This is a genomic window from Ralstonia soli (assembly GCF_023955655.1).
In the GTDB taxonomy this organism is placed as follows: domain Bacteria; phylum Pseudomonadota; class Gammaproteobacteria; order Burkholderiales; family Burkholderiaceae; genus Ralstonia; species Ralstonia soli.
Map to the genome: position 1 here is coordinate 217,576 of NZ_JAMXHT010000008.1, position 21,841 is coordinate 239,416.

The following is a 21,841-nucleotide window of genomic DNA, read 5'->3' on the forward strand; positions in this document are numbered from 1 at the left end:
TCCTCCCAGGGCGGAAGGGACGGCCATTATCCTGTGTGATTGCCTTGGCTAGAACCGTTTTTCTAGAGGTTTCCTGTTATAAGCGCCGCGCAAGATTGTTTTGCGGCGGCCTTTCTCGGCACATGCGCCGTTTTTAAACAGGCTTGGACTTGGACAGCGCGAGCACGCACGCGGCCAGATCCCACAGGGCACTGCCGACACTCTTGAACACCACCGGCGACACCGGCGCGGACTTCGCACGCGTGTCCGGCGGCATGTCGATGCACTGTTGTAGCGGCCGCACACGCGACCACGGCACGCCGGCCTGCAGCAGGTCGCCGGCTTCCACTTCCAGGTCGACGAGCGTGTCGGCGTAGAGCTTATCAACAGCCGCAGCGTGCACGCACAGGCGCGGCGGCAGTTCGGCCATATCGGGCCGGAACGCGCCGACGGCCGCGATGAAGTGATGGGCGCCCCAGGCATAGCCGGAAGCGTGATCCGGCTCCGCCAAGTCGGGAAGCACCGGCTGCGCAGAGGGCGTCGCGGTAATCACCAGCGATGTCCGCGGCAGCGCCGTGCGGGCGGCGCTCGCCACGCCCGCCGCATCGGCGCCGGCCACTGGGGTAGCGTCCATGCCAAGTGCGCGGGCGTGGGCCGCCAGCCCTTCGGCACTGGCGGCGGTGCGCGCGATGATGGTCACGCGCCGCGTGCCCAGCCCGAAGCGGAAGGCTTCCAGGTGTGCCCTTGCCTGTGCACCGGCACCAATCAACAGCAGATCACCCGCCGGTTCCGGCGCCAGCAAACGAGCAGCCAACAGCGACACGGCCGCCGTGCGGTGCGCGGTGACGGTGGGCCCATCGAGCATCAGCCGGCGCTCACCGGTGCGGGCGTCCATCACCACCACCTCGCCGTGAATGGCCGGCAAGCCCTGCGCGGGGTTGTGCGGATGCACGGTGATCATCTTGGTGATGGCGATGTTGGCGTTGGACGCCGGCATCAGCAGCAAGCTGCCCGGGCCCGCTACGGGCATCACCAGCCGTGCCGGCGCCTGGGCCCGGCCGGCGCGCGCATCGCGCAACACCTGGGCGATGGCATCGGCCAAGGCGGCATACGGTAGGCGGGCAGCCGTGGCGGCGGCGTCGAGGGTCTGCAGCATCGGGGGCTCCTGCAGCGGAAGAAACGTCGGACAAACTCAGGCTGCCCGGCGCGCCGGCGGTGTGCGGCGCGTCAGCAGCCCTGCGCTGATGAGGAGTTGGGCGGCGGCGTAGCTCCACCAGATCGCCAGTTCATGATCGGTGAACGGAAAGACGAACACGCTAATGCCGATCATCGCGTCAGACGCGGCAAAGGCGAGCGCACCCCAGGCCGTCAGCGGCCCCGGCAGACGTGCCAGCAGCGCTGCGCACACCATCGACGACAGCACCAGCATGTAGACGATGACCGGCCCTTTCATCTCGCCCAGCCCCGGCCAGTACCAGACCAGCATGCCGATGGCCACGCCCATCATGGCGCCCACACCGATCATCCGGATCGGTGACGATGCGCCCCGCAGCCCCACCAGCACGCGCAGGTAGCACAGATGCGCCACCAGAAAGCAGCCCAGGCCAGCAATGAACGAGGGCTTCCAGCCGGGCAACGCCAGCCACAGATCGCCCAGGGCGGAAAACAGCATGGCGCCGACCAGCCAGCGGCGCTCGCGCGGGACCTCATGCAGCGCCGCCGCGCGCGCCAACAGCAGCGCCATCAACATCTTCCACAGTGGCTGGGCGATGATGCGACCAACCAGCGGCGTGCCGGGCGGCACCTCGACGGCCACCATGGTCAGCATGCCGCCGTACGTGACGCCCGCCACCGCAGCAGCCACCCACCACGCGCGAACCCGTGCCGGCATGCCGTAGCCGCCTGCCAGATGCACCAGCGCGTGCGCCGGATGCGTGGTGTGCCCTTCAACCATTCGTTGTCTCCCGCCCAGCCGGGCGCGTTGTCGATCCAGCCTGTCCATCCGGCTTGCAGCGTGACACGCCGCGCACCCAGGCGCAAGGCACAGGCATCACCCCCGAAGGTGGGATAGCGGCAGCGCCCCATCCCGCTTCAAGGCCGTCAGGACGATATTGGACCGCACATTGTCCACGCCCGGCACGCGCATCAGCTTGCGCATGACGAATTCCGACAACGCCGGCAGATCCGGCACCACCACGCGCAGCATGTAATCGGCGTCGCCGGCCACGGAATAGCACTCCTGCACGGCATCGAGCAGCATGATCTCTTCGTGGAAGCGCTCGACGATCGCGTCACCGTGGTGCGCGAGCTTGACGCTGGCGAACACCGTCACGCCCAGCCCCAGCCCCGTCGGCGAGAGCACCACCCGGTAGCCCTCGATCACCCCTTCCGATTCCAGCCGCGCCAAGCGCCGTCCCACCTGGCTGGCCGACAGGTGAACCTGTTCCGAGAGCTGCTGATGCGTCGCACGGCCATCGCGCTGAAGCGCCGCCAACAGGGCCAGATCGAAGGTATCCAGCGAAATCATGCACATCTCCTGCGTTGGAGGTCGGTATTTTGCATGATTTCTGCAAACCGAATCCAATGGACATGGGTTTTGCGGCCAACCCGCGTGGTCTCGCCAATACACTGGCCGGACTCTGATTGACGAGATCGACATTACAAATGGACATCGCAACCCACGCCCCCGATGCGGCCCAAAACGCCGCCCCGGCCGGCTTCAACGGCACCCTGACCGACAAGCTGCGCGAACAATTTGCCGACGGCCTGGACGGCCAGACGCTGCGCCCCGACTTCACCATGGAGCAGCCGGTGCACCGCTACACCGCCGCCGACCATGCCACTTGGCGCACCCTGTATGACCGCCAGGAAGCGCTGCTGCCGGGCCGCGTGTGCGATGAATTCATGCAGGGTCTCTCGACGCTGGGCATGAGCCGCGAAGGCGTGCCCTCGTTCGACAAGCTCAATGAAACGCTGATGCGCGCCACCGGCTGGCAGATCGTTGCCGTGCCGGGCCTGGTGCCGGATGAAGTGTTCTTCGATCACCTCGCCAACCGCCGCTTCCCGGCCAGTTGGTGGATGCGCCGTCCCGACCAGCTCGACTACCTGCAGGAGCCGGACTGCTTTCACGACATCTTCGGCCACGTGCCGCTGTTGATTAATCCGATCTTTGCCGACTACATGGAAGCCTACGGCAAGGGTGGCCTGAAAGCGGCACGCCTGGGCGCGCTCGACATGCTCGCGCGCCTGTACTGGTACACGGTGGAGTTCGGCCTGATCCGCACGCCGGCTGGCCTGCGCATCTACGGTGCGGGCATCGTGTCAAGCAAGAGCGAATCGGTCTACGCGCTGGATTCTGCAAGCCCCAACCGCATCGGCTTTGACGTGCGCCGCATCATGCGCACGCGCTACCGCATCGACACGTTCCAGAAGACCTACTTCACGATCGACAACTTCGAGCAGCTGTTCGACGCCACGCGCCCGGACTTCACGCCGCTGTATGAAGAACTCGTCGCGCTGCCGACCTTTGGTGCCGGCGATGTGGTGGAAGGGGATCTCGTGCTGAACGTTGGCAACCGCGAGGGCTGGGCGGACACGGCAGACATTTGAGCGCTGACTATACTGCGCGCATTCACACCCGAACTCCGCTGATCACCATGATGCCGACCCTGAACGAAGACCAACGCAAGGCCATGTTTGCCGAGCTGCCCGGCTGGCAGTTGCAGAGCGACCGCGACGCCATCCACAAGACCTTCACCTTTGCCGACTTCAACGCCGCGTTCGGCTTCATGACGCGCGTGGCGATGAAGGCCGAACAGATGAATCACCATCCGGAGTGGTTCAACGTGTGGAATCGCGTGGACGTCACGTTGTCCACGCATGATGCGAACGGGCTCACACACCGTGACGCCGATCTCGCGCGCTTCATGGAGCAAGCCGCCAAGGCAACCGGCGCGAAGTAACCCGCGCAGTCACCCTGCAAGCACTGGCGCTCAGCCCTGCGTGGCTGCGCGCCACGCCTCATACGCTGCCCGCGCCTTGTCGCCCAATTGCTCCGGGGCGATGCGGGTGGCGCCTTGTACAATCATCAGCGCATACGGCTTGGCCAGCGCCGACGCCTCGGCACACAGCCGCAGTTCCTCGCCCTCGGCGGGCGAACGGGCGCGCCAGAAATTGATGGCGGCCTCCAGGTCGGTGATGGTGAGCATGGCATCGGTCATCCGCGCATTGTAGCCCTGCCAAACTCGCCGATTCCTCTTTTCTGCTCCGCTTTCCGGGCCTCGTCTTGACGGCCCTCACGATGGATTGCATGCATGCGCATCCTGCTGATTGAAGACGACCGCGCCATCGCCAGCGGCATCCACGCCGGGCTCACGCAGGCGGGCCACCGCGTGCAAGTGGTGCATGACGGTGTGTTCGCTGCCGAGCAACTCGCCCGGCAAACACACGATCTGGTGATCCTCGATCTGGGCCTGCCCGGCATCGACGGCATGACGCTGCTGTCGCAGTTCCGCGCGCGCGATCGCGCCACGCCCGTGCTCATCCTCACCGCCCGCGATGGCCTGCTCGACAAGGTGAACGGCCTGAACGCCGGCGCGGACGACTACCTGCTCAAGCCCTTCGAGATGCTCGAACTCGTGGCCCGCGTGGGCGCGCTGCTGCGCCGGCGCGGGGACCCATCGGAGCCGGCGGTGCGGCCCGACGTGATGGTCGGCCGTCTGCGCATGAGCGGTGCGGAACGGCGCATCTTCGTCGATGCTGTCCCGCTCGAACTATCGCCGCGCGAGTTTGCCGTGCTCGAACTGCTGATGCTGCGTCAGGGTCGCGTGGTCAGCAAGGGGCAATTGCAAGACCACCTGGCCAGCTTCGGCCACGCTATCGGCGAGGCCAGCCACGACGTGGTGGGCGACACGGCCATCGAAGTGTATGTGCATCGCGTGCGCCGCAAGATCGAGCATTCCGAGGCGGAAATCGTCACCGTGCGCGGCTTCGGTTATCTGTTGCAGGCACGCTCCGCCGCGTAGCACTCGCCCATGTTCAAGCGCCACCGCCCCACCTCGTCGCCAAAGGCATCCGCTTCGGGCGCGGATGCAGGCAATGGCGCCATCAGCCTGCGCCTGCACCTGTTGCGCGCGCTGGCCACACCGCTGTTCGGGCTGGTCGTGGGCACCGGTGCGCTGTCGTACTGGCTCGCTGCTCACTACACCGCGCAGGTGTTCGACCGCGCGCTGGTGGGCGTGGCCAACACACTGGCAGAACAATTGCGCATCGCCGGTCCGCACGTGCCGGCTGCCAAGCTGCATGACATCGCCCTCACCGCGCAGACGCTGGTGCAGAACAGTGGCGAAGATCGCATCTACTGGCGCATCGCCGGCCCCACCGGCACGCTGATCGGGCGCGACATGCCGCTGGGCTACGGCTCGGGCCAGGTGCGCATTGGCGAAGCACGCGTGTTCTATAGCTGGATCGACGGCAAACAGGTGCGCGCCGTGCACCTGCTGGTGCCGGGCCTGAGTGCCGAAGTGTCGACGCCGCGTTCGCCGCGCCAGCCCGCTCCGCCTGATCCTGAAGACGACGTCACGCGCCCAGCGCTTGCACCCACGCAGGCGCAGACGGCGCCCGCGTTTAACCCGTCCAATCCACCCGATGCCATGCAGCGCGAGAACGGCATCGTCGTGGAAGTGGCCGAATTGCTGGACCACCGCGATACGGCGGCCAAGGAAGTGCTGCTGTCGGTATCAATTCCGCTGATCGTGCTGCTGGCCGTGGGCGGGTTGATCCTCTCGCTCGTGCTCAAGGAAGAATTGCAGCCACTGCAAACCTTGGCCGACACGCTCAACCAGCAGAGCGCCCGGTCGGTGACGCCCCTGCCTGCCGAATCCGCCGAACGCGTGCCCGCTGAACTGCAGCCGCTCATCAACGCGATGAACGCGCTGCTCGCACGCCTGCGCGACGCACTGGAAGCGCAGCGCACGTTCATCGCCGATGCGGCTCACCAGTTGCGCACCCCGCTCACCGCGTTGAAGCTGCATGCCGATCGCGCGGTCGATGCCAAGACGCTGGAAGACGCGCGGCCTGCCCTGCTGGAACTACAGTCGGGCGCCAACCGTGCGGTGCGCCTGTCCAACCAGCTGCTGACGCTGGCGCGCGCGGAGCCCGGCATGACGCTGGATCAGTTGGGGCCGCCGACGCACGTCGATCTGGTCGCGCTCGCGTTCGATACCGGCGCGGAATGGGTACCGCGTGCATTGGCGCGTGGGCTCGATCTCGGCTTTGAGGCGTGGCCGCAGGACGCCACTTCGCCAGGATCATTGCAGGCGCCGGTGCTGGCCAACGTGCTGCTTTTGCGCGAAGCCATCAACAACCTGCTCGACAACGCCATCAAGTATGTGCCGCGCGGCGGACGGGTGACCCTGCGTGCCGGCATGGAAGCCGATGCCGCTTCACAGTGGTGGGGCGTGGTGAGTGTGGAAGACAACGGCCCGGGCATTCCGCCTGAACGCCGCGGTGAAGTGTTCCAGCGCTTCTTCCGTGGCGATGCCGATCATCGCCCTGGGCAGCCGCAGGGCAGCGGACTGGGTCTGGCCATCGTGCATGACATCGTCCGCCTGCACGGTGGCACGGTCGCGATTGACGATGCGGTGGCCCGTGATGGCAGCCGCGTGATGCGCTTCGTGTTACGCCTGCCGCTGGCGGGCACCCCCGCCTGAACCGCGGCGAACCTGCGGCTTACTTCTTCTTGGTCTTCGCGGGCGGCGCCAGCATCGTGCCGCGGCATTTCTTCGCGCCGCAGCGACAGGCAAACTGTTCCTTCAGCGCCTTGGTCTGGCGGCCTTCGATGACGAGGCCGTAGTCGTAGAACAGTTCTTCGCCGGCCTCGATATCGCGCAGCGCGTGAATGAATACGCGGCCATCGCTCTCACGCGCCTCGCAGTTGGGCTTGCAGGCGTGGTTGATCCAGCGCGCACGGTTGCCGCCGTATTTGGCGTCGATCACGCTGCCGTCTTCGAGGCTGAAATAGAACGTGTGATTCGGGTCAGACGGATCATGCGGATGGCGGCGCAACGCCTCTTTCCATGAGATGTGCTCGCCCTTGTATTCGATGATCTTCTTGCCCTTGGCAATGGCGGTCACAGCATAGACGCCGCGTCCGTGCACGCCGGATTCACGCACCTCGATGCGATCGCGGCGGCGCAGTTTGGCCGGCGCTTGCGGCGCGGGCGAGGCCTCGGCCAGAGCCGGCGTGGCATCAGGAGACGTACGTGTCATGGGGTCGCAGGGCAAAACAAAAGCGTCGATCAACGAAGGCGTGAGCCTACACCAAAAGCATGGCATCTCGACACGTACCGGACGCCATGCGTCCATACCTGTGAACAACGCGTGTGGATAACCCGGCCTGCAACTGTGGATAACTACCGGCAAAGGCTGTTGGCTGTCTGTGGCTGCCCTGTCGATGGTGTGGGCACAAGTGATGCGCTTGCCGACCGAAGGTTTCACCAACCCCGCAAACTATCCACGCGAGGACACACGCCGTACCCCTGCTTTTGCTTGCAGCAAGTGATTGAACACAAAGCGCTTTTTCCACTTATCCACAGAAACTATCCACCGTTATTTACTACTACTATCTGTATACATAAAGAAAAAGGTAAACCCATCAATCGACTGTCGTCGCTTCGATCAACGAGCGAGTCGGCCAAGCACAAACCAGAACATCCATCGTTCATACCGATGTGATGGGATCGCCTCGCAACGCACGTCCCGTGCGGATTTGCGGAACCCGAAGACCACGTGCCGTTACAAAGCTCACGTGCCCGCGCGAATCGCATGCCGGTATCATGTCGCCCTTGGAGCCATCCCCCGGAGGCTCTGTGGTGTGTTTTATCTACTCTTGAAGGGAGTCAAGCAATGACGAAAACCGAACTGATCGACGCCATCGCCAGCGGCGTAGACGGTCTGACCAAGGCCAAGGCCGAGCAGGCACTGAACGTGACGCTGCAAGCCATCATGGAATCCGTTGGCAAGGGCGATGCGGTCAGCCTCATCGGCTTTGGTACCTTCAGCCAGGGCGAGCGTGCCGAGCGTATGGCCCGCAACCCGCGTACCGGTGAAGAGATCAAGGTCGAAGCTGCCAAGACGGTCAAGTTCAAGGCCGGCCAGAAGTTCAAGGATGCCGTCAACGCCTAAGGCAATGACGCCCCTGGCGTGACCGGCCCATCCGGTCAACGCCCTCGACGTGGCATGCCATTGCATGCGTGAATCGACCGCAGCATTGGCGTACCACGTCGGAAGGCCTGTCTCCCCGTCAGGCCATTCCATCTCCCCGCATTCATGTCCCGCCCCTTCCTGCGCACTGCACGCTTGCTGCGCATTGCCCTGCCGATCGTCCTGACTGCACCGGTGTTCTGGCTGGCCGGTTGCACGACGCCGCCTGCGCGTCCGCAAGCCGAACCGCTGCCCGATAACGAAGTCGTGCAGACAAGGCCCGGCGCCACGCCGCGCGAACGGATGATCGAGATCGCCCTGACCGAGTGGGATCGCTGGGGCCGCCAGACCGTGCGCGTTGGGCGCGACGATACCTATTGCGTGACCGGAGGCGGCTTTCCTGATCAGCCCCCGGGGCACTGGCTGACGGCCGACGATCCGACCCCGACTCCTGCCGATGAAGAAGGCGGTACCGACATGCCGTTGCCCAAGCCGGCTGCCGCGCCATCGGCGCCGCCGCCCGCGCCCTGCCTGCGCTATCCGGACGGCACCGGCGGTGAAGCCACTGCACGCGGCTGCATGCTGGCCAAGCGCTACTGGGCCATCGTCGGCAAAACGCCCGCCTGCCAGCAGCTGACTACCGGCGGCTGGGCGTGGTCGGCGGTGTTCATCTCGTGGATCATGCGCAAGGCCGGTTTGCAGAATGACCAGTTTCTGACCGGTGCCTCGCATGCGGAATACGTGACCGACGCGCGTGACCACCTGCTCAGGCATCCCGCCTTCGTGCTCGAACGCACGCCAGCTGTGCCGCGCCCGGGCGACCTCATCTGCTCCGCCCGCGGCGCCGATCGCTTCATCTCCGATCCGGCGGAAATCCAGGCAGGCAGGACCCCCATGCACTGCGATCTCGTCGTCGAGCTGGACCCGATCCGCCACGAGGTCAAAGCGATCGGCGGCAACGTGCAGCAATCTGCGTCAATGAGCATCACCGAGTTGAACGATGCCAACCAGCTCGACCCGTACACGAACTCGGTCATGCAGTGGCTCGTGATCCTGCGCAACCAACTGCCTTAGCAGCGAACGGATGTAACGTGGTTTGACGTTCGGCGCCAATTAATTAACATGTGAATCACTAAGGCGCCGGCAACCCGACCGGCGCATGGCCCCTGCGATCAGGAGACAGGTCATGACGGTGCTTTCGCTCTCACCCGATGCCGGATCGGATGTCCAAGCCCATCGCCCCGCCTGGTGCGGCCCGCGCGAATGGGCGGCTCGCGTGAAGCTTGCGGCGTGCTACCGCATCTTTGCGCAGCTCGGCTGGACGGAGCTGATCTACAACCACATCACGCTGCGCCTGCCACCCGAAGACGGCGCGCATGACGATAGCGGCCCGCATTTCCTCATCAACCCATTTGGCCTGACGTATGCGGAGGTCTGTGCGTCGAATCTGGTGAAGGTCGACTTACAGGGCAACGTGCAGCGTGCGGCTGGCCAACCCGAATGGCCGGTCAACCCGGCGGGCTTTACGGTGCATGCCGCCATTCATGCCGGCATTCCCGGTGCGCATTGCGTGATGCATACCCACACCACGGCCGGCATGGCGGTCGCCTGCGCGCGCGATGGTTTGTCGATCAGCAACTTTTACGCAGCGCAACTGCACGGCAAGGTCGCGTATCACGACTTTGAAGGCATCACCGTGCATGCCGATGAAGGGCCGCGCCTGGTGAAGAACATCGGCGACAAGCCCGCCGTCATTCTGCGCAACCATGGGCTGCTCGCCTGGGGCGATTCGATTGCGCGCGCGTTTGCCGTGCTGTGGTTGCTCAACCGCGCCTGCGAGATCCAACTGGCTTCCACATCGATGGGCACGGTGCTGCAGATTCCCGAATCCATCGCCCGCAACTGCACGCGCGATTCGCTGCAGTTCAACCCGAACTTTGGTGCCGGCGAGGACGTCTTCGCCGCCCTCACCCGCACCATCGATCGCATCGACCCTTCCTATCGAACCTGATCTCATGACACGCATTTGCATCGTCGGCGCTGGCGCTGTCGGCGGCTATCTGGGCGCGAAGCTCGCGCTGGCTGGTGAATCGATCAACGTGCTGGCACGCGGTGCCACGCTTGAGGCCTTGCAGGCAGACGGGCTGCGCCTGACGGAAGACGGCACCACGCACGCCGTTCCGGTCAACGCGAGTGGCAACGCACAGGCATTCGGGATCCAGGACGTGGTGATCATTGCCGTGAAGGCACCGGCCATGGAAAGCGTGGCGCACAGCATCGCCCCGCTCATCGGCGCCGAAACCTGCGTGGTGGTGGCGATGAACGGCGTGCCGTGGTGGTTCTTTGATCGGCCTGGGCCGCTGGAAGGTCAGCGCCTGCAGTCAGTCGATCCGCATGGCCGGATTGCCGAGTCGATTCCCACGAAGAACGTGCTCGGTTGCGTGGTGCACCTGACGTGCTCAACGTCTGCGCCGGGACACGTGCGGCACGGATTCGGCAAGCGATTGATTCTCGGGGAACCGGCCGGCGGCGCATCACCGCGCCTGGACACCATCAGCGCGTTGTTCGAACGCCCGGGCTTGCAGATCGAACGCAGCGAAGCCATCCAACGCGACATCTGGTTCAAGCTGTGGGGCAACATGACGATGAACCCGGTGTCGGTGCTGACCGGGGCCACGTGTGATCGCATCCTCGATGATCCGCTGGTGGCAGCGTTCTGCTTGGGCATCATGGAAGAAGCGAAAGCGATTGGCGCGCGCATCGGCTGCCCGATCGCACAGAGCGGCGAAGAACGCAGCGCGGTGACGCGTCAACTTGGCGCGTTCAAGACGTCGATGCTGCAGGATGCGGAAGCCGGGCGCGGCCCGCTCGAGATCGATGCGCTGGTGGCCTCGGTGCGCGAGATCGGTCAGCACGTGGGTGTGCCGACACCGCAGATCGATGCCCTGCTGGGTCTGGTGCGATTGCATGCCCAGACCCGCGGGCTCTACTGAAGCAACATCTTCGTTACGGTGCCAGCGCGGGATGCTTTAGCGCGTGCGCCGTTTCGATCCACTGCTGGTGATATGCGGCATCGTCGCGCTTGAGACCCAGCTCGCCGTTCTGATACGCCATTGCCAGGGCTTGCACGGCTTCGGGCAGTTCGTGCTCGGCAGCAGCCTGGTACAACGCCAGCGCACGCGCTTCGTCGCGCGGCACGCCCTCGCCGTCACGGTACGCATTGGCCAGCATGAACATCGCCGCCGGAATCTCGTGGTGCGCTGCGCGATCGAACCAGTGCGCCGCTTGTGCTGTGTCGATGGCCGTACCGTAGCCGCTGCGAACCATCAGGCCAAGGTAGTACGCGGCAGCCGCGTCGCCCTTGTCAGCCGACTGACGCAGCAGACGCAGCGCGCGCGGGTAGTCGCGCTCCACGCCACCGGTGCCGAGCAGCAATGCCTTGCCGAGCGACAACTGCGCACGCGCATCGCTCGGTGCAGCGGTTTCCAGCCAACGCATCCCTTCATTACGCAGTGAGCCATCGCGCGCGCTGAGCAAGGCTTCGCCCAACGCCGACTGCGCCGGTACCGAACCACTGCGCGCCAACTGGCGCAGCTGCTGCAGCGCCTCGGGCTCCATCGCCTGCACGACCATCGCGCGCCAGGACTCCAGCTGCGTGGCGTCCACGGTGGGTGCCCGGCGTGCGTGCGAGAGCCAACCACCGACTGTCACAGTGATGGCTAACGCAGCCGCCACCGTGAGCATCGGCACCGACTGGCGCGGAGACTCCATGACCGGCGCATCCAGCCCAGCCCATGCGGAACGAAGAGATGGCATCGTCGGCTCCGGCTTATTGCGTGAGGTCGATCTGGTACACCGCCAGGCCCTTGCCCGAGCCGTCATCCGCAGCCACTTGTGTGACGTTGGTGATGCCGGCTGCCGTGGCGCTGGCCAGTTTGTTGGGGGCGGAAGTGAACTGCACCTGCGCCACCGAGCTCGCCAGCTTCGTGAAGCGCCAGCTGCGCTGCGAGCCGTTGGTCGCGCGCTGCACGCTACCGATCTTCTTGATGTACGCGATCAGCACATCGCGGTTGGCATCCGGCGAGGCATAGATCGTCTTGCTGCCATCCAGGCCCGCGAAGTTGCCGCCGCCGCTCGCACGGTAGTTGTTGGTCGCCACGATGAACTGGCCCGCAGGGTCAATCGCCGCGCCCTTGTACTGCAGGTTCTTGATGCGGCTGCCGACCGGTTGCGTGACGTCGATCTCATACGTCAGATCCGGCGTGGTGAACATGTCAAAGTTGTAGCCCGGGAACGTGCTCACCAGCTTCTGCACCGTCGCACTGTTCGGGTCGATCGTGTTGAAGCGCTTGGCCGCCGTTTCCAGCCAATTCTTGATGTCGGAGCCCGCCACCTTCACCGCGTAGACCGTGTTCGGATACAGGTACAGGTCGGCCGCGTTGTTGATGGCCAGCGGACCCGCCGCCACGTCGGTGAAGTCCGTGCCGCCACCGAAACCGCTCTTGAACGGTGCGCTCACCGACAGCACCGGCAGCGAAGCGTATTGCGGCAGGTTCGCCTGAATGTAGGCCGACACGTAATCCGCCTGCGCCTGGTTGACGATCTCGATCGCGCCCGGGTCACCCACGTCGGCAAAGTACGTGCTCATGTTGAAGTCGGTGTTGCCCACCGGCGTCTTCACGTAGTTGATGGTCGCCTGATGTTCGGTGGCAATGGCGGCGGAAACGCTCGGGTCCGCTGCCACGTAAGTCTTGTCGGCGTTCTGGATCGAGCGCGCCTCCACCGTGGTCTGCGTCTTGTCGACGGTCCAGTTGGTGCCGTTGAACGTCAGGCCCAGCTTGATCACGCCGAGGTGCTTGCCCCAGTAGTTGGCCATCACGGTCGGCACGCCGTTTACGGTGCCGGCCACCTTGTCCACGCCCGGCAGGTTGAACTGGCTCACGGTGCTCTTCGCATCCGGAAAGAGCTGGTGCGAGTGGCCGATCAGCATCGCGTCGATGCCCGGCACGGTGGAGAGCCACCAGCTGCCGTTTTCCATCGTCGGCGAATACGTCGAGTTGTCGAGCCCACCGTGCGAGATGGCGACCACCAGATCGGCACCCTTCGCGCGCATCTCGGGGATGTACTTTGCCGCCGTTTCCTTGATGCCGACGGTATAGACCTTGCCGTCGAGCCAGCGTTTGTCCCAGCTCGTGATGGTGGGTGGCGTAAAGCTGATGATGCCGACCTTCACCGGCGCGCTGAGGGTGCTGCCGTCCGGCGCGGTGGCCGTTACCGTCTTGGTGAGGATCGTGTACGGCTGGAACAGCGGCGCGTTCGTCTTCGCGCTCACCACGTTCGCCAGCACCTGCGGGAAGCTCGGGCCTGCGCACTTCTTCTGCGTTGACGGATCGGGCAGACCATCCACGTTGAACGTGTTGCCCGTAACCTGCGACAGGTACGGCAGGCCGTAGTTGAACTCGTGGTTGCCGATGCCACCGCCGTCGTACTTGGCCGCGTTCATCACCTTGTAGATCGCCAGCGTCTGGTCGCAGGTGATCGGGCTCACCATGGCCTGGTAGTCCGAGAGCGCGGTGCCCTGGATGGTGTCGCCGTTGTCCAGCAGCAGCGTGTTCGGAAACTGCGCGCGTGCCTGGTTGATGAGCGTCGCCACGCGCTCGAAGCCGAGCGAGTTGTCGGCCGCGAGCTTGAAGTAGTCGTACGACAGCACGTTGGTGTGCAGGTCGGTGGTTTCCAACACGGCCAGCGTGGCCTTGGTGCCTGCAGGTGCCGCTGTGGCCGGCGTGGTGTCGCCGCTCGAGCTGGTGGCAGGTGAATCTTCGCTGCCGCCACAGGCAGCCAGGAACATCGACAGCAACACAGCAAGCGGCAACGCCGCCGAACGCAACGGTCGGACTCGCATGAACTTCTCCCTGAAGGTCTTTTTTTGATATGCGACTACGGACTGCGAACTACCAAGGCACGTGCGCGATCGTTTGCGCAACGCGAGAGGACAACAGACTGGGCCGGGGCTTCAGAAGCGGAGAAGTATCAAAAGCGTGCGTGACGACGCCGTGACCATCGCATGACATTTATGCGAGACGCTGGCCGCGTGAAGAGGTGCGCCGGCTGCGGGTCTCAGCCGGACAGCGGATCGGCAGGGCTAAAAAATCCAAGGCGTTTCGTCAACAACGTTAGAATGAGCCCATTTTTCCGCGTAGCTGTTCTATGTCTCAGAAGAAAGCGCCGTTGTTCGAGATCCGCAGCGGCACCGTCGATGCCCTGCTGCTGTCGCCGCGCACCGCCGACATGGACGCGCTGGCCGCCGAACTCACGCGACGCTTTGCCGACACGCCGGAGTTTTTCTCCAACGACGTGGTCGCCATCGACGTGCGCCGCCTGGCCGAGGATGAGCGATTGCCCATCGACCGTTTGGTGGAGACCCTCACCGCGCTGCGTGCCCGTGCGATCGGTGTGGTCGCCAGCCCCGAGCAGGCAGAGTGGGCCCAGGCGTTTGGTCTGCCGCTGCTTGAGAGCCACGGCCGTCGTCCCCGCGGCGAGAAAGACGCGAAGGACGCCCAGGATGTGCCCGAGCACGCCCAGGCCGCCGAAGCGCCTTCGTCTGCCGCAACTCCCGCCCCCGTCGTTCCCCCCGTCGATGCCGTAGCCACGCAGCCCGGCACGATGGTCATCGACCGCCCCCTGCGTTCCGGCCAGCGCATCTACGCGCGTGGCGATCTGGTTGTGCTGGACATCGTGAGCGACGGCGCCGAAGTGATCGCCGAGGGCAACATCTACGTCTATGCCTCGCTGCGCGGCCGCGCGCTGGCGGGTGTGAAGGGCAACCTGGATGCGCGCATCTTCTGCACGTGCCTGGAGCCCCAACTGATTTCCATCGCCGGCATCTACCGCACCGGCGAAACCCCGTGGCCGGAAGCCTACGCCAGCAAACCTGCGCAGGTCCGGCTCGCGGACAACACGCTGGTTTTCGAACCGTTGCGGATGAAATAACACGCTGTAAGCGTGCCGACCGATTTAACTGACTGATACGAGCCATGACCAAGATCATCGTAGTCACCTCCGGCAAGGGCGGCGTCGGCAAGACGACCACCAGTGCGGCGTTTTCCGCGGGCCTTGCGCTGCGCGGTCACAAGACCGCCGTTATCGACTTCGACGTCGGCCTGCGCAACCTCGACCTCATCATGGGTTGCGAGCGCCGCGTGGTGTATGACCTGATCAACGTGATCCACGGTGAGGCCAACCTGAACCAGGCCCTCATCAAGGACAAGAAGTGCGAGAACCTGTTCATCCTCCCCGCCTCGCAGACGCGCGACAAGGATGCGCTCACGCGTGAAGGCGTCGAGAAGGTGATCGAGGGCCTGAAGGAAATGGGCTTCGAATACATCGTCTGCGATTCGCCCGCCGGTATCGAATCGGGCGCGCTGATGGCGATGTACTTTGCCGACGAAGCGATTGTCGTGACGAACCCGGAAGTGTCTTCGGTGCGCGACTCCGATCGCATCCTGGGCATCCTGTCGTCCAAGTCGCGCCGCGCGGTGGAAGGCAAGGAGCCGATCAAGGAACACCTGCTGCTCACGCGCTACAACCCGAAGCGTGTGTCCGAAGGCGAAATGCTGTCGCTCACCGACATCCAGGAAATCCTGCGCATCAAGCTGATCGGCGTGATTCCGGAATCGGAAGCCGTGCTGCAAGCGTCCAACCAGGGCACGCCCGCCATCCACATCGAAGGCTCCGATGTGGCCAACGCCTACCACGACGTGATCGACCGCTTCCTGGGCAAGGAAAAGGAACTGCGCTACGTCGAATACAGCAAGCCGGGCTTCCTGCAGCGCCTGTTCGGCGGCGGTAAATAAGGAGACGCACACCCATGTCGATTCTGTCTTTCCTGCTGGGCGAGAAGAAGAAGACTGCAACCGTCGCCAAAGAACGCCTGCAGATCATCCTCGCCCATGAACGCACCGCCAGCGGTGCGCCCGCCGACTACCTGCCCGCGCTGCAGCGTGAGCTGGTGGCCGTGATCTCGAAGTACGTGAAGATCGGCAACGACGACATCAAGGTCAACCTCGAGCGCCAGGACAACCTGGAAGTGCTGGAGGTGAAGATCGAGATTCCGCAGGCCTGATCTTCCACGTCCGTGCCAACCGTGACAGCGACCGAAGCACTTGCCCACCTGTGGGGAGTGCTCGGTCAGCCGGCGCAAGCGCTGTCGCGGGTCAATCTCACAGGCGCTGAGCCGGCGCTACCCTCATCGTTTGCGGTAGGCACGCTCGCACAGAGCACCATTGCCGCTGCCGCATTGGCCGCCGCGCAGGTCGATACGCTGCGCACGGGCCGCGAGCAGACCGTGTCGGTCGACATGCACCACGCGGCGCTGGAATTCCGCTCCGAGCGCTATTTCCGTGTGGATGGCCAACTGCCTCCCGAACCGTGGGACAAGATCGCCGGGCTATATCGCTGCGGCGATGGCCGCTGGGTGCGCCTGCATACCAACTTTCCGCATCACCGTGATGGCGTGCTCAAGCTGCTTGGCTGCGCGTATGACCGCGACGCCGTGGCCGCCGCCCTGAGTCAGTGGAAGGCGGAAGCGTTTGAAGACGCTGCCGCGCAGGCCGGCATGGTCGTCACCGCTGCCCGCACATTTGAAGAGTGGGACCGCCATCCGCAAGGCATGGCCGTGGCTGGTCAGCCGCTCATGACCATCGAACGCATTGGCGATGCGCCGCCCACACCGCTGCCCACGCAGGCCGATGACCAGCCGCTGTCTGGCGTGCGCGTACTCGATCTCACGCGCGTGATTGCCGGCCCGGTCTGCGGCCGCACGCTGGCCGCGCATGGGGCCGACGTGCTGCTCATCACCGCGCCGCATCTGCCTGCCATCCCACCACTGGTGATCGACACCGGCCGCGGCAAGCGTTCCGCGCAACTGGACCTGCGCGATGCGGCCGGAGCCGAGCAACTGCGCGCGCTGCTGCACGATGCCGACGTCTTCGTGCAGGGCTATCGCCCGGGTGGTCTGACTGCGCTGCAGTTCAGTCCCGAGCAAGCCGCTGCACTGCGCCCCGGCATCGTCTACGTGAGCCTGTGCGCGTACGGCTATGACGGCCCGTGGGCCAATCGGCGCGGCTTCGATTCGCTCGTGCAGACCGCCAGCGGTTTCAACTGGGCCGAAGCCGACGCGGCCGGCGACGCCAAGCCCCGCCCCCTGCCGGCGCAGGCGCTCGACCACGGCGCGGGCTACCTGATGGCCGCCGGTGCGATGACGGCCCTCGCGCGCCGCATGACCGAAGGCGGAAGCTGGCATGTGCGCGTGTCGCTGGCCCAGACGGCGTACTGGCTGCGCAGCTTTGGCCGCATGGCCAACGGTTTCGATGTGGCTGACCCACGCTACGAAGACATCGGCACGTACCTGGAGACCACGCCCTCAGGTTTCGGCGCGCTCACGGCTTTGCGCCACGCCGGGCAGCTCTCCGACACGCCGCCGCACTGGACGCGGCCCACCGTGCCGCTGGGGACGCACGCCGCGCGGTGGTAGCCGCAGTGGTAGGATGCGCGCCTACCGTTTTCTCTGCCTGCGCCTGATACGCCGGGCGCACATGGCCCGCCGATGCTCAGCTACCGTCACGCCTTCCACGCCGGCAACCACGCCGATGTCCTCAAACACGCCATCGTGGTGCAGTTGCTCGACTACCTGACGCAGAAGGACAAGCCGTTCTGGTACATCGACACGCATGCCGGCGCCGGGCTCTACGCGCTGGACCACGAGTGGGCCCAGAAGAAGGCGGAGTTCGAGACCGGCATCGGCCCGCTGTGGCGCGCAGCAGCAGCCGGCGAGACACTTCCCCCGCTGCTCGATGCGTACCTAGACCAGGTGCGCGAGCTGAATCCGAATGGCGAGCTCAAGCACTACCCCGGATCCCCGTGGCTGGCGTGGCAGATGCTGCGCGATGCCGATCGCCTGCGCCTGTTCGAGCTGCACAGCAGCGAGATCAAGGTGCTGTCGAATAACTTCCGTGGTGCCGGTCGAAAAGTCATGCTGTACGACGGCGACGGCTTTGCCGGCATCAAGGCGATCCTGCCCCCGCCGCCGCGCCGCGCGCTGGTGCTGATCGACCCCTCGTTCGAAGACAAGCACGACTACGCGCGTACCGTGCAAGCCCTGCAAGACAGCCTGCAGCGCTTCGCCACCGGCATGTACGCGATCTGGTATCCGCTGGTGCAGCGGCGCGAGGCCGCACAATTTCCTGCGCGCCTCAAGCAGTTACGGCCGACCGACTGGCTGCACGTCACGCTCACCGTCAAGCATCCGGTGGAGGGCGGCCTGGGCTTGCACGGCAGCGGCATGTTCATCGTCAACCCGCCATGGACGTTAAAAGCGCAACTGCAGGAAGCCATGCCCACGCTGGTGCGCCTGCTCGGCCAGGACGATGGCGCCAAGTTCATGCTGGAAGGCGAATCGAGCTAAGTCTTAAAAGAGCGCTCGTATCGGGCTGACCGCCCGGCGGGGACCATGGCATTACTGAATCGGTGCGCCAGAGCTGGTAGCGCGCCTTGGACGCTCTTGCTCCTTTTCTCCTGCAAAGCTGATGGTGCCGACGCACGGCACTGCGCGTGTTCGCCTTGGCGCGGAACTCTTGGCGAATTAACAACCTTTGACGATAAGCCGGTTTCATAAGACCTAACGTTGGATCCTATAAAAACGATAGGAGACCGGATCCAACACGTCCTCAAGATGTAAGTCATCTTTGATTCTTCGTTTCCGAGCATTCTGCCGGATCGAATCCACTCAATTTCGTCTTATGAAAACAACCTTGTTAATCAAGGCGGGGCTTCTTTTTGCCTTGATTTCCTCGCCTCTGGCATCGCATGCTCAATCCAATCCCGCCACGGAAAGAGCGATTACCGCGTATTTCAATCAGCGCGCCACTCAGCAATTCGTGGAACCGTATCGAGGCATTACACGCAACGGGGACGACTTCGAGCGCGTCATCATCGGGAAAATCGCACGGGCCAGAAGCAGTATTGATGTGGCCGTGATGGGGCTGACGCTTCCGAATATTGCGCGGGCACTGGTTGATGCCAAACAGCGCGGCGTGCTGGTTAGGGTTGTGATGGACAACGACTACAACCGTAACTGGATCGATCTCTCGATTGACGAAGTCGCTGACTTAAGCGACGAGGAACAGGAAATTTGGGCTGAGATTGATACGCTGGTGGACGTCAATGGCGACGGCGATATTTCTGACGAAGAGCGCGCGGCCCGCGACGTGCCGACGCTATTCGCGCAAGCAAATATTCCAGTGATCGACGATACGGCGGACGGCAGCAAGGGCTCCAGCCTGATGCACCATAAATTTCTGGTGATTGATGGTGCGGTTGTGGTGAGCAGTTCGTCCAACTTCACGCACAGCGGGTTCTTTGGGGATGTCGGCTTACCTAACAGCAGGGGCAACGCTGAAAACCTCGTTGTTGTGAGGAGCACCGAACTCGCGCAGTTGTATCAAGCCGAGTTCGCCTATTTGTGGGGCGATGGCCCAGGTGTCGTCGGGCGCAGCAAGTTCGGCGTGCGGAAAACGTATAGGCCGGCACGCACCATCCAAACACCGGATGGCACGTTACAGGTTCAGTTTTCACCTTTCTCAAAAACGCAACCAGACGATGCGACATCATCTGGGCTGATTGCCAGAACGTTGGCTACTGCCTCCACCAGCATTGATATCGCGGCCTATGTGTTTACCGATGCATGGATCGCCGAAGCACTGCGACAAGCCTATACCAATCGCAATATCACCCTGCGGGGCGTAGTCGATCGAAGCTTCGTCTACAACGCGAGCAGCGCAACGCTCGATATGTGGGGCATCAAGCGATTCGATGCCAACTACGCATTGAAGCCTCAGACCCACCCGTGGGAAAAGATTGCGACGCATGTTGGTTACTCCCGGTTGCCCGAGGGTGACAAGCTGCACCACAAGATCGCCGTTGTCGACAACCGCACCGTGATCACGGGTTCGCATAACTGGTCTGCATCGGCCAATCGAACCAATGACGAGAACCTTCTGGTGATCGAATCACCGACTGTGGCCGCGGAATTCAAACAAGAGATGGATCGACTGCACCAGAACATGGTGTATGGCCCCTCTTCTTCCCTCGTGAGTAGCGCTGCAAAAGAGCAGCAGCGTTGCCCGGTTGCTCGCTAATTCGATAGGTGATCCATGAAACATCAAATTCTGACGCGTTCGCGTCGGTGGCTGGCTGCTGCAGCACTGCAATTCTTGGTCGCATTCAACGTGCTGGCAGTTACGCCACCATTGGCCGTTGGCGAGATGCGAGTTATCTCCTCCGGCGAGAGCATGAAGCCGGCAAATTCAATGTATCAAAAACAAGTGACAGGGATGCCGACAGGGCAATCAGCTGCTGTAGGGGTTGATAAGTCGGTTAGTCGGCCAGGATACGTTAAATTTGACGGCGTAAACAAGGCTAAGCGAGAGCTGACGGAGGTTAAAGGCTTTGGGTATAAAGTTGATAAGGAAGGAAATTGGAAAAGCGGTCGAGTATCGGAGAAAATGCAGGCGAAGCTTGATAAGCAGGCAGGCCGCCAACTAACTGCGGCAAAGGCGGCGGGAATGAAGGTTAAATGAGTTGTTCCCAATGAGGCAATGAGAAAGGCTGTCGACAAGGTCTTGCGTGGCAGAATTGAGGTAGAGGTCGTTGCTCCTAACTAGGATGTCGAAGATGCCTTGAAGAAGGGTAGTTCGGGCGGTTCATTCTAGTGAACCGATGTTTCCGGTGTGCCGGTTACCCGGGATCTCTTGTGATAAGGGGTCCCGGGTTGCGGAAATGTATATAAATCGACAGGTTGATGGATGAAGTTCAGGAACTATGAGGTTGGGTGTGTTTGGGGCGATCGCCTGCAAAGCGCCGGAGAGTGTGCGGCTCAGATGAGGAATTTTGTTGGGGCCGTACGTGAAGTTGTTCCGGAATTAAGCTGGTATTACGAAGACTATCGGTCAAGGTCTTTTGATTTTCCAGACGACGTATCGGAGATTAATAAAAAAATCATTTCTCCAGTAAATGGAGATAGAAAAGGCGTGCCGTTGGATAGGGTTTATCCGGAGGTGGGTTTCAGCGCGCTTATATTCAGCGCGAAAAATAATTGTGCAGCTATTCGTGCCGGGTTGGGCTGTGCAGGTGAAGATGCTTTCAATAGCGTGGTAATCCATTTTCCAGAAAAGGGCCCAATCGCCGAAGCAATCCTCAACGCGGCCACTCTGGAGCGCTTGTTCGTCGCCACCATAAGATGCTGGAGGCCGGATTGGGCCTGGATCGACTACACCGATATCAACGACAAGGACCGTTCGATGCCACCGGTGTATTGGTTCGTCTACGGCAATAAACCAAAAGAAAGCGTGCCGTCACTGCCAGCACCTGCCGAAGTTCATGCCATCGATTCGCTGGGCACGTACATCGTGACGACGCGCGAACTGTACGATCGTACGATCCCCACTCATCGAGATACGAGTGAAGCTGTAAAGCAGCGGCTGCGCGATGCGAACTGGTTACCGCCTCCCGTTGGTTGAGCGCCCGCATGTCACTCCCCTGCCACATGCCCGTGCTACCTAGTCGGGCTTAGACTTGGATTGCGCGGCCCGTGCGGGCGCGCCCA

At 63.3% G+C, this 21,841-nt stretch carries 23 protein-coding genes; 16 read left to right on the forward strand and 7 right to left on the reverse strand.

Features of this window, described 5'->3' with window-relative positions:
* Positions 1-133: 133 nt before the first annotated feature.
* The 3 genes from NG900_RS21840 to NG900_RS21850 all read right to left on the reverse strand — a co-directional run bounded on the left by NG900_RS21840 (position 134) and on the right by NG900_RS21850 (position 2,506).
* Positions 134-1,135 (reverse strand): delta(1)-pyrroline-2-carboxylate reductase family protein, encoded by a 1,002-nt coding sequence (locus NG900_RS21840; RefSeq protein WP_252683650.1) that lies wholly within the window; start codon positions 1,133-1,135, stop codon positions 134-136.
* A gap of 36 nt (positions 1,136-1,171) precedes the next feature.
* A complete protein-coding gene (locus NG900_RS21845; protein ID WP_252683652.1) occupies positions 1,172-1,933 on the reverse strand; it encodes a lysoplasmalogenase in 762 nt (253 codons plus the stop codon).
* Positions 1,934-2,029: 96 nt separating this feature from the next.
* Complete coding sequence (locus tag NG900_RS21850; protein WP_252683655.1) at positions 2,030-2,506, reverse strand: Lrp/AsnC family transcriptional regulator; 477 nt, start codon at positions 2,504-2,506, stop codon at positions 2,030-2,032.
* Between the two features lie 137 nt (positions 2,507-2,643).
* Here NG900_RS21850 and phhA point away from each other — a divergent pair, with 137 nt between their 5' ends.
* Both phhA and NG900_RS21860 read left to right on the forward strand, forming a co-directional pair.
* Entirely contained in the window at positions 2,644-3,588 is a 945-nt protein-coding gene (phhA, locus tag NG900_RS21855; RefSeq protein WP_252683657.1) for a phenylalanine 4-monooxygenase, read from the forward strand.
* Positions 3,589-3,635: 47 nt separating this feature from the next.
* Positions 3,636-3,941, forward strand: a complete 306-nt coding sequence (locus tag NG900_RS21860) for a 4a-hydroxytetrahydrobiopterin dehydratase (protein WP_252683659.1) — start codon at positions 3,636-3,638, stop codon at positions 3,939-3,941.
* Between the two features lie 30 nt (positions 3,942-3,971).
* On the opposite strand, the gene NG900_RS21865 is transcribed toward NG900_RS21860, so the two are convergent.
* The gene (locus NG900_RS21865; RefSeq protein ID WP_252683661.1) at positions 3,972-4,199 is read right to left on the reverse strand and encodes a DUF3717 domain-containing protein; all 228 of its coding nucleotides are present in this window, start codon (positions 4,197-4,199) and stop codon (positions 3,972-3,974) included.
* A gap of 93 nt (positions 4,200-4,292) precedes the next feature.
* On the opposite strand from NG900_RS21865, the gene NG900_RS21870 reads away from it, so the two are divergent.
* The gene (locus NG900_RS21870; protein WP_252683663.1) at positions 4,293-5,003 is read left to right on the forward strand and encodes a response regulator transcription factor; all 711 of its coding nucleotides are present in this window, start codon (positions 4,293-4,295) and stop codon (positions 5,001-5,003) included.
* 9 nt (positions 5,004-5,012) lie between these two features.
* The gene (locus NG900_RS21875) at positions 5,013-6,689 is read left to right on the forward strand and encodes a sensor histidine kinase (RefSeq protein ID WP_252683665.1); all 1,677 of its coding nucleotides are present in this window, start codon (positions 5,013-5,015) and stop codon (positions 6,687-6,689) included.
* 19 nt (positions 6,690-6,708) lie between these two features.
* Here NG900_RS21875 and NG900_RS21880 read toward each other — a convergent pair whose 3' ends face one another.
* A complete protein-coding gene (locus tag NG900_RS21880) occupies positions 6,709-7,248 on the reverse strand; it encodes an SET domain-containing protein (protein ID WP_252683668.1) in 540 nt (179 codons plus the stop codon).
* A gap of 636 nt (positions 7,249-7,884) precedes the next feature.
* Here NG900_RS21880 and NG900_RS21885 point away from each other — a divergent pair.
* The 4 genes from NG900_RS21885 to NG900_RS21900 all read left to right on the forward strand — a co-directional run bounded on the left by NG900_RS21885 (position 7,885) and on the right by NG900_RS21900 (position 11,174).
* Entirely contained in the window at positions 7,885-8,163 is a 279-nt protein-coding gene (locus tag NG900_RS21885) for an HU family DNA-binding protein (protein ID WP_004628548.1), read from the forward strand.
* A 144-nt stretch (positions 8,164-8,307) separates the two neighbouring features.
* Positions 8,308-9,255 (forward strand): DUF2272 domain-containing protein, encoded by a 948-nt coding sequence (locus NG900_RS21890; RefSeq protein WP_252683670.1) that lies wholly within the window; start codon positions 8,308-8,310, stop codon positions 9,253-9,255.
* Between the two features lie 112 nt (positions 9,256-9,367).
* On the forward strand, positions 9,368-10,192 hold the full coding sequence (locus NG900_RS21895) for a class II aldolase/adducin family protein (protein WP_252683672.1): 825 nt from the start codon (positions 9,368-9,370) through the stop codon (positions 10,190-10,192).
* Between the two features lie 4 nt (positions 10,193-10,196).
* Positions 10,197-11,174 (forward strand): 2-dehydropantoate 2-reductase, encoded by a 978-nt coding sequence (locus NG900_RS21900; protein WP_252683674.1) that lies wholly within the window; start codon positions 10,197-10,199, stop codon positions 11,172-11,174.
* 13 nt (positions 11,175-11,187) lie between these two features.
* Here NG900_RS21900 and NG900_RS21905 read toward each other — a convergent pair whose 3' ends face one another.
* On the reverse strand, positions 11,188-11,997 hold the full coding sequence (locus tag NG900_RS21905) for a tetratricopeptide repeat protein (RefSeq protein WP_252683676.1): 810 nt from the start codon (positions 11,995-11,997) through the stop codon (positions 11,188-11,190).
* Between the two features lie 13 nt (positions 11,998-12,010).
* Positions 12,011-14,083, reverse strand: a complete 2,073-nt coding sequence (locus tag NG900_RS21910; protein ID WP_252683678.1) for a bifunctional 2',3'-cyclic-nucleotide 2'-phosphodiesterase/3'-nucleotidase — start codon at positions 14,081-14,083, stop codon at positions 12,011-12,013.
* Positions 14,084-14,388: 305 nt separating this feature from the next.
* On the opposite strand from NG900_RS21910, the gene minC reads away from it, so the two are divergent.
* The 8 genes from minC (at position 14,389) to NG900_RS21950 (ending at position 21,755) form a co-directional block, all read left to right on the forward strand.
* Positions 14,389-15,171: a septum site-determining protein MinC gene (gene minC / locus NG900_RS21915; protein WP_252683680.1), complete on the forward strand. Its 783-nt coding sequence runs from the start codon at positions 14,389-14,391 to the stop codon at positions 15,169-15,171.
* Positions 15,172-15,215: 44 nt separating this feature from the next.
* Positions 15,216-16,034: a septum site-determining protein MinD gene (gene minD / locus NG900_RS21920; RefSeq protein ID WP_252683683.1), complete on the forward strand. Its 819-nt coding sequence runs from the start codon at positions 15,216-15,218 to the stop codon at positions 16,032-16,034.
* Between the two features lie 14 nt (positions 16,035-16,048).
* On the forward strand, positions 16,049-16,303 hold the full coding sequence (gene minE / locus NG900_RS21925) for a cell division topological specificity factor MinE (protein ID WP_024977189.1): 255 nt from the start codon (positions 16,049-16,051) through the stop codon (positions 16,301-16,303).
* A 12-nt stretch (positions 16,304-16,315) separates the two neighbouring features.
* Positions 16,316-17,713, forward strand: a complete 1,398-nt coding sequence (locus NG900_RS21930) for a CoA transferase (RefSeq protein ID WP_252683685.1) — start codon at positions 16,316-16,318, stop codon at positions 17,711-17,713.
* A 72-nt stretch (positions 17,714-17,785) separates the two neighbouring features.
* A complete protein-coding gene (locus NG900_RS21935) occupies positions 17,786-18,643 on the forward strand; it encodes a 23S rRNA (adenine(2030)-N(6))-methyltransferase RlmJ (RefSeq protein WP_252683686.1) in 858 nt (285 codons plus the stop codon).
* Between the two features lie 334 nt (positions 18,644-18,977).
* Positions 18,978-20,375: a phospholipase D-like domain-containing protein gene (locus NG900_RS21940; RefSeq protein WP_252683688.1), complete on the forward strand. Its 1,398-nt coding sequence runs from the start codon at positions 18,978-18,980 to the stop codon at positions 20,373-20,375.
* A 15-nt stretch (positions 20,376-20,390) separates the two neighbouring features.
* Positions 20,391-20,816: a Tox-REase-5 domain-containing protein gene (locus NG900_RS21945; protein ID WP_252683690.1), complete on the forward strand. Its 426-nt coding sequence runs from the start codon at positions 20,391-20,393 to the stop codon at positions 20,814-20,816.
* A 225-nt stretch (positions 20,817-21,041) separates the two neighbouring features.
* On the forward strand, positions 21,042-21,755 hold the full coding sequence (locus NG900_RS21950; protein ID WP_252683692.1) for an Imm52 family immunity protein: 714 nt from the start codon (positions 21,042-21,044) through the stop codon (positions 21,753-21,755).
* The last annotated feature ends 86 nt before the right edge of the window (positions 21,756-21,841 follow it).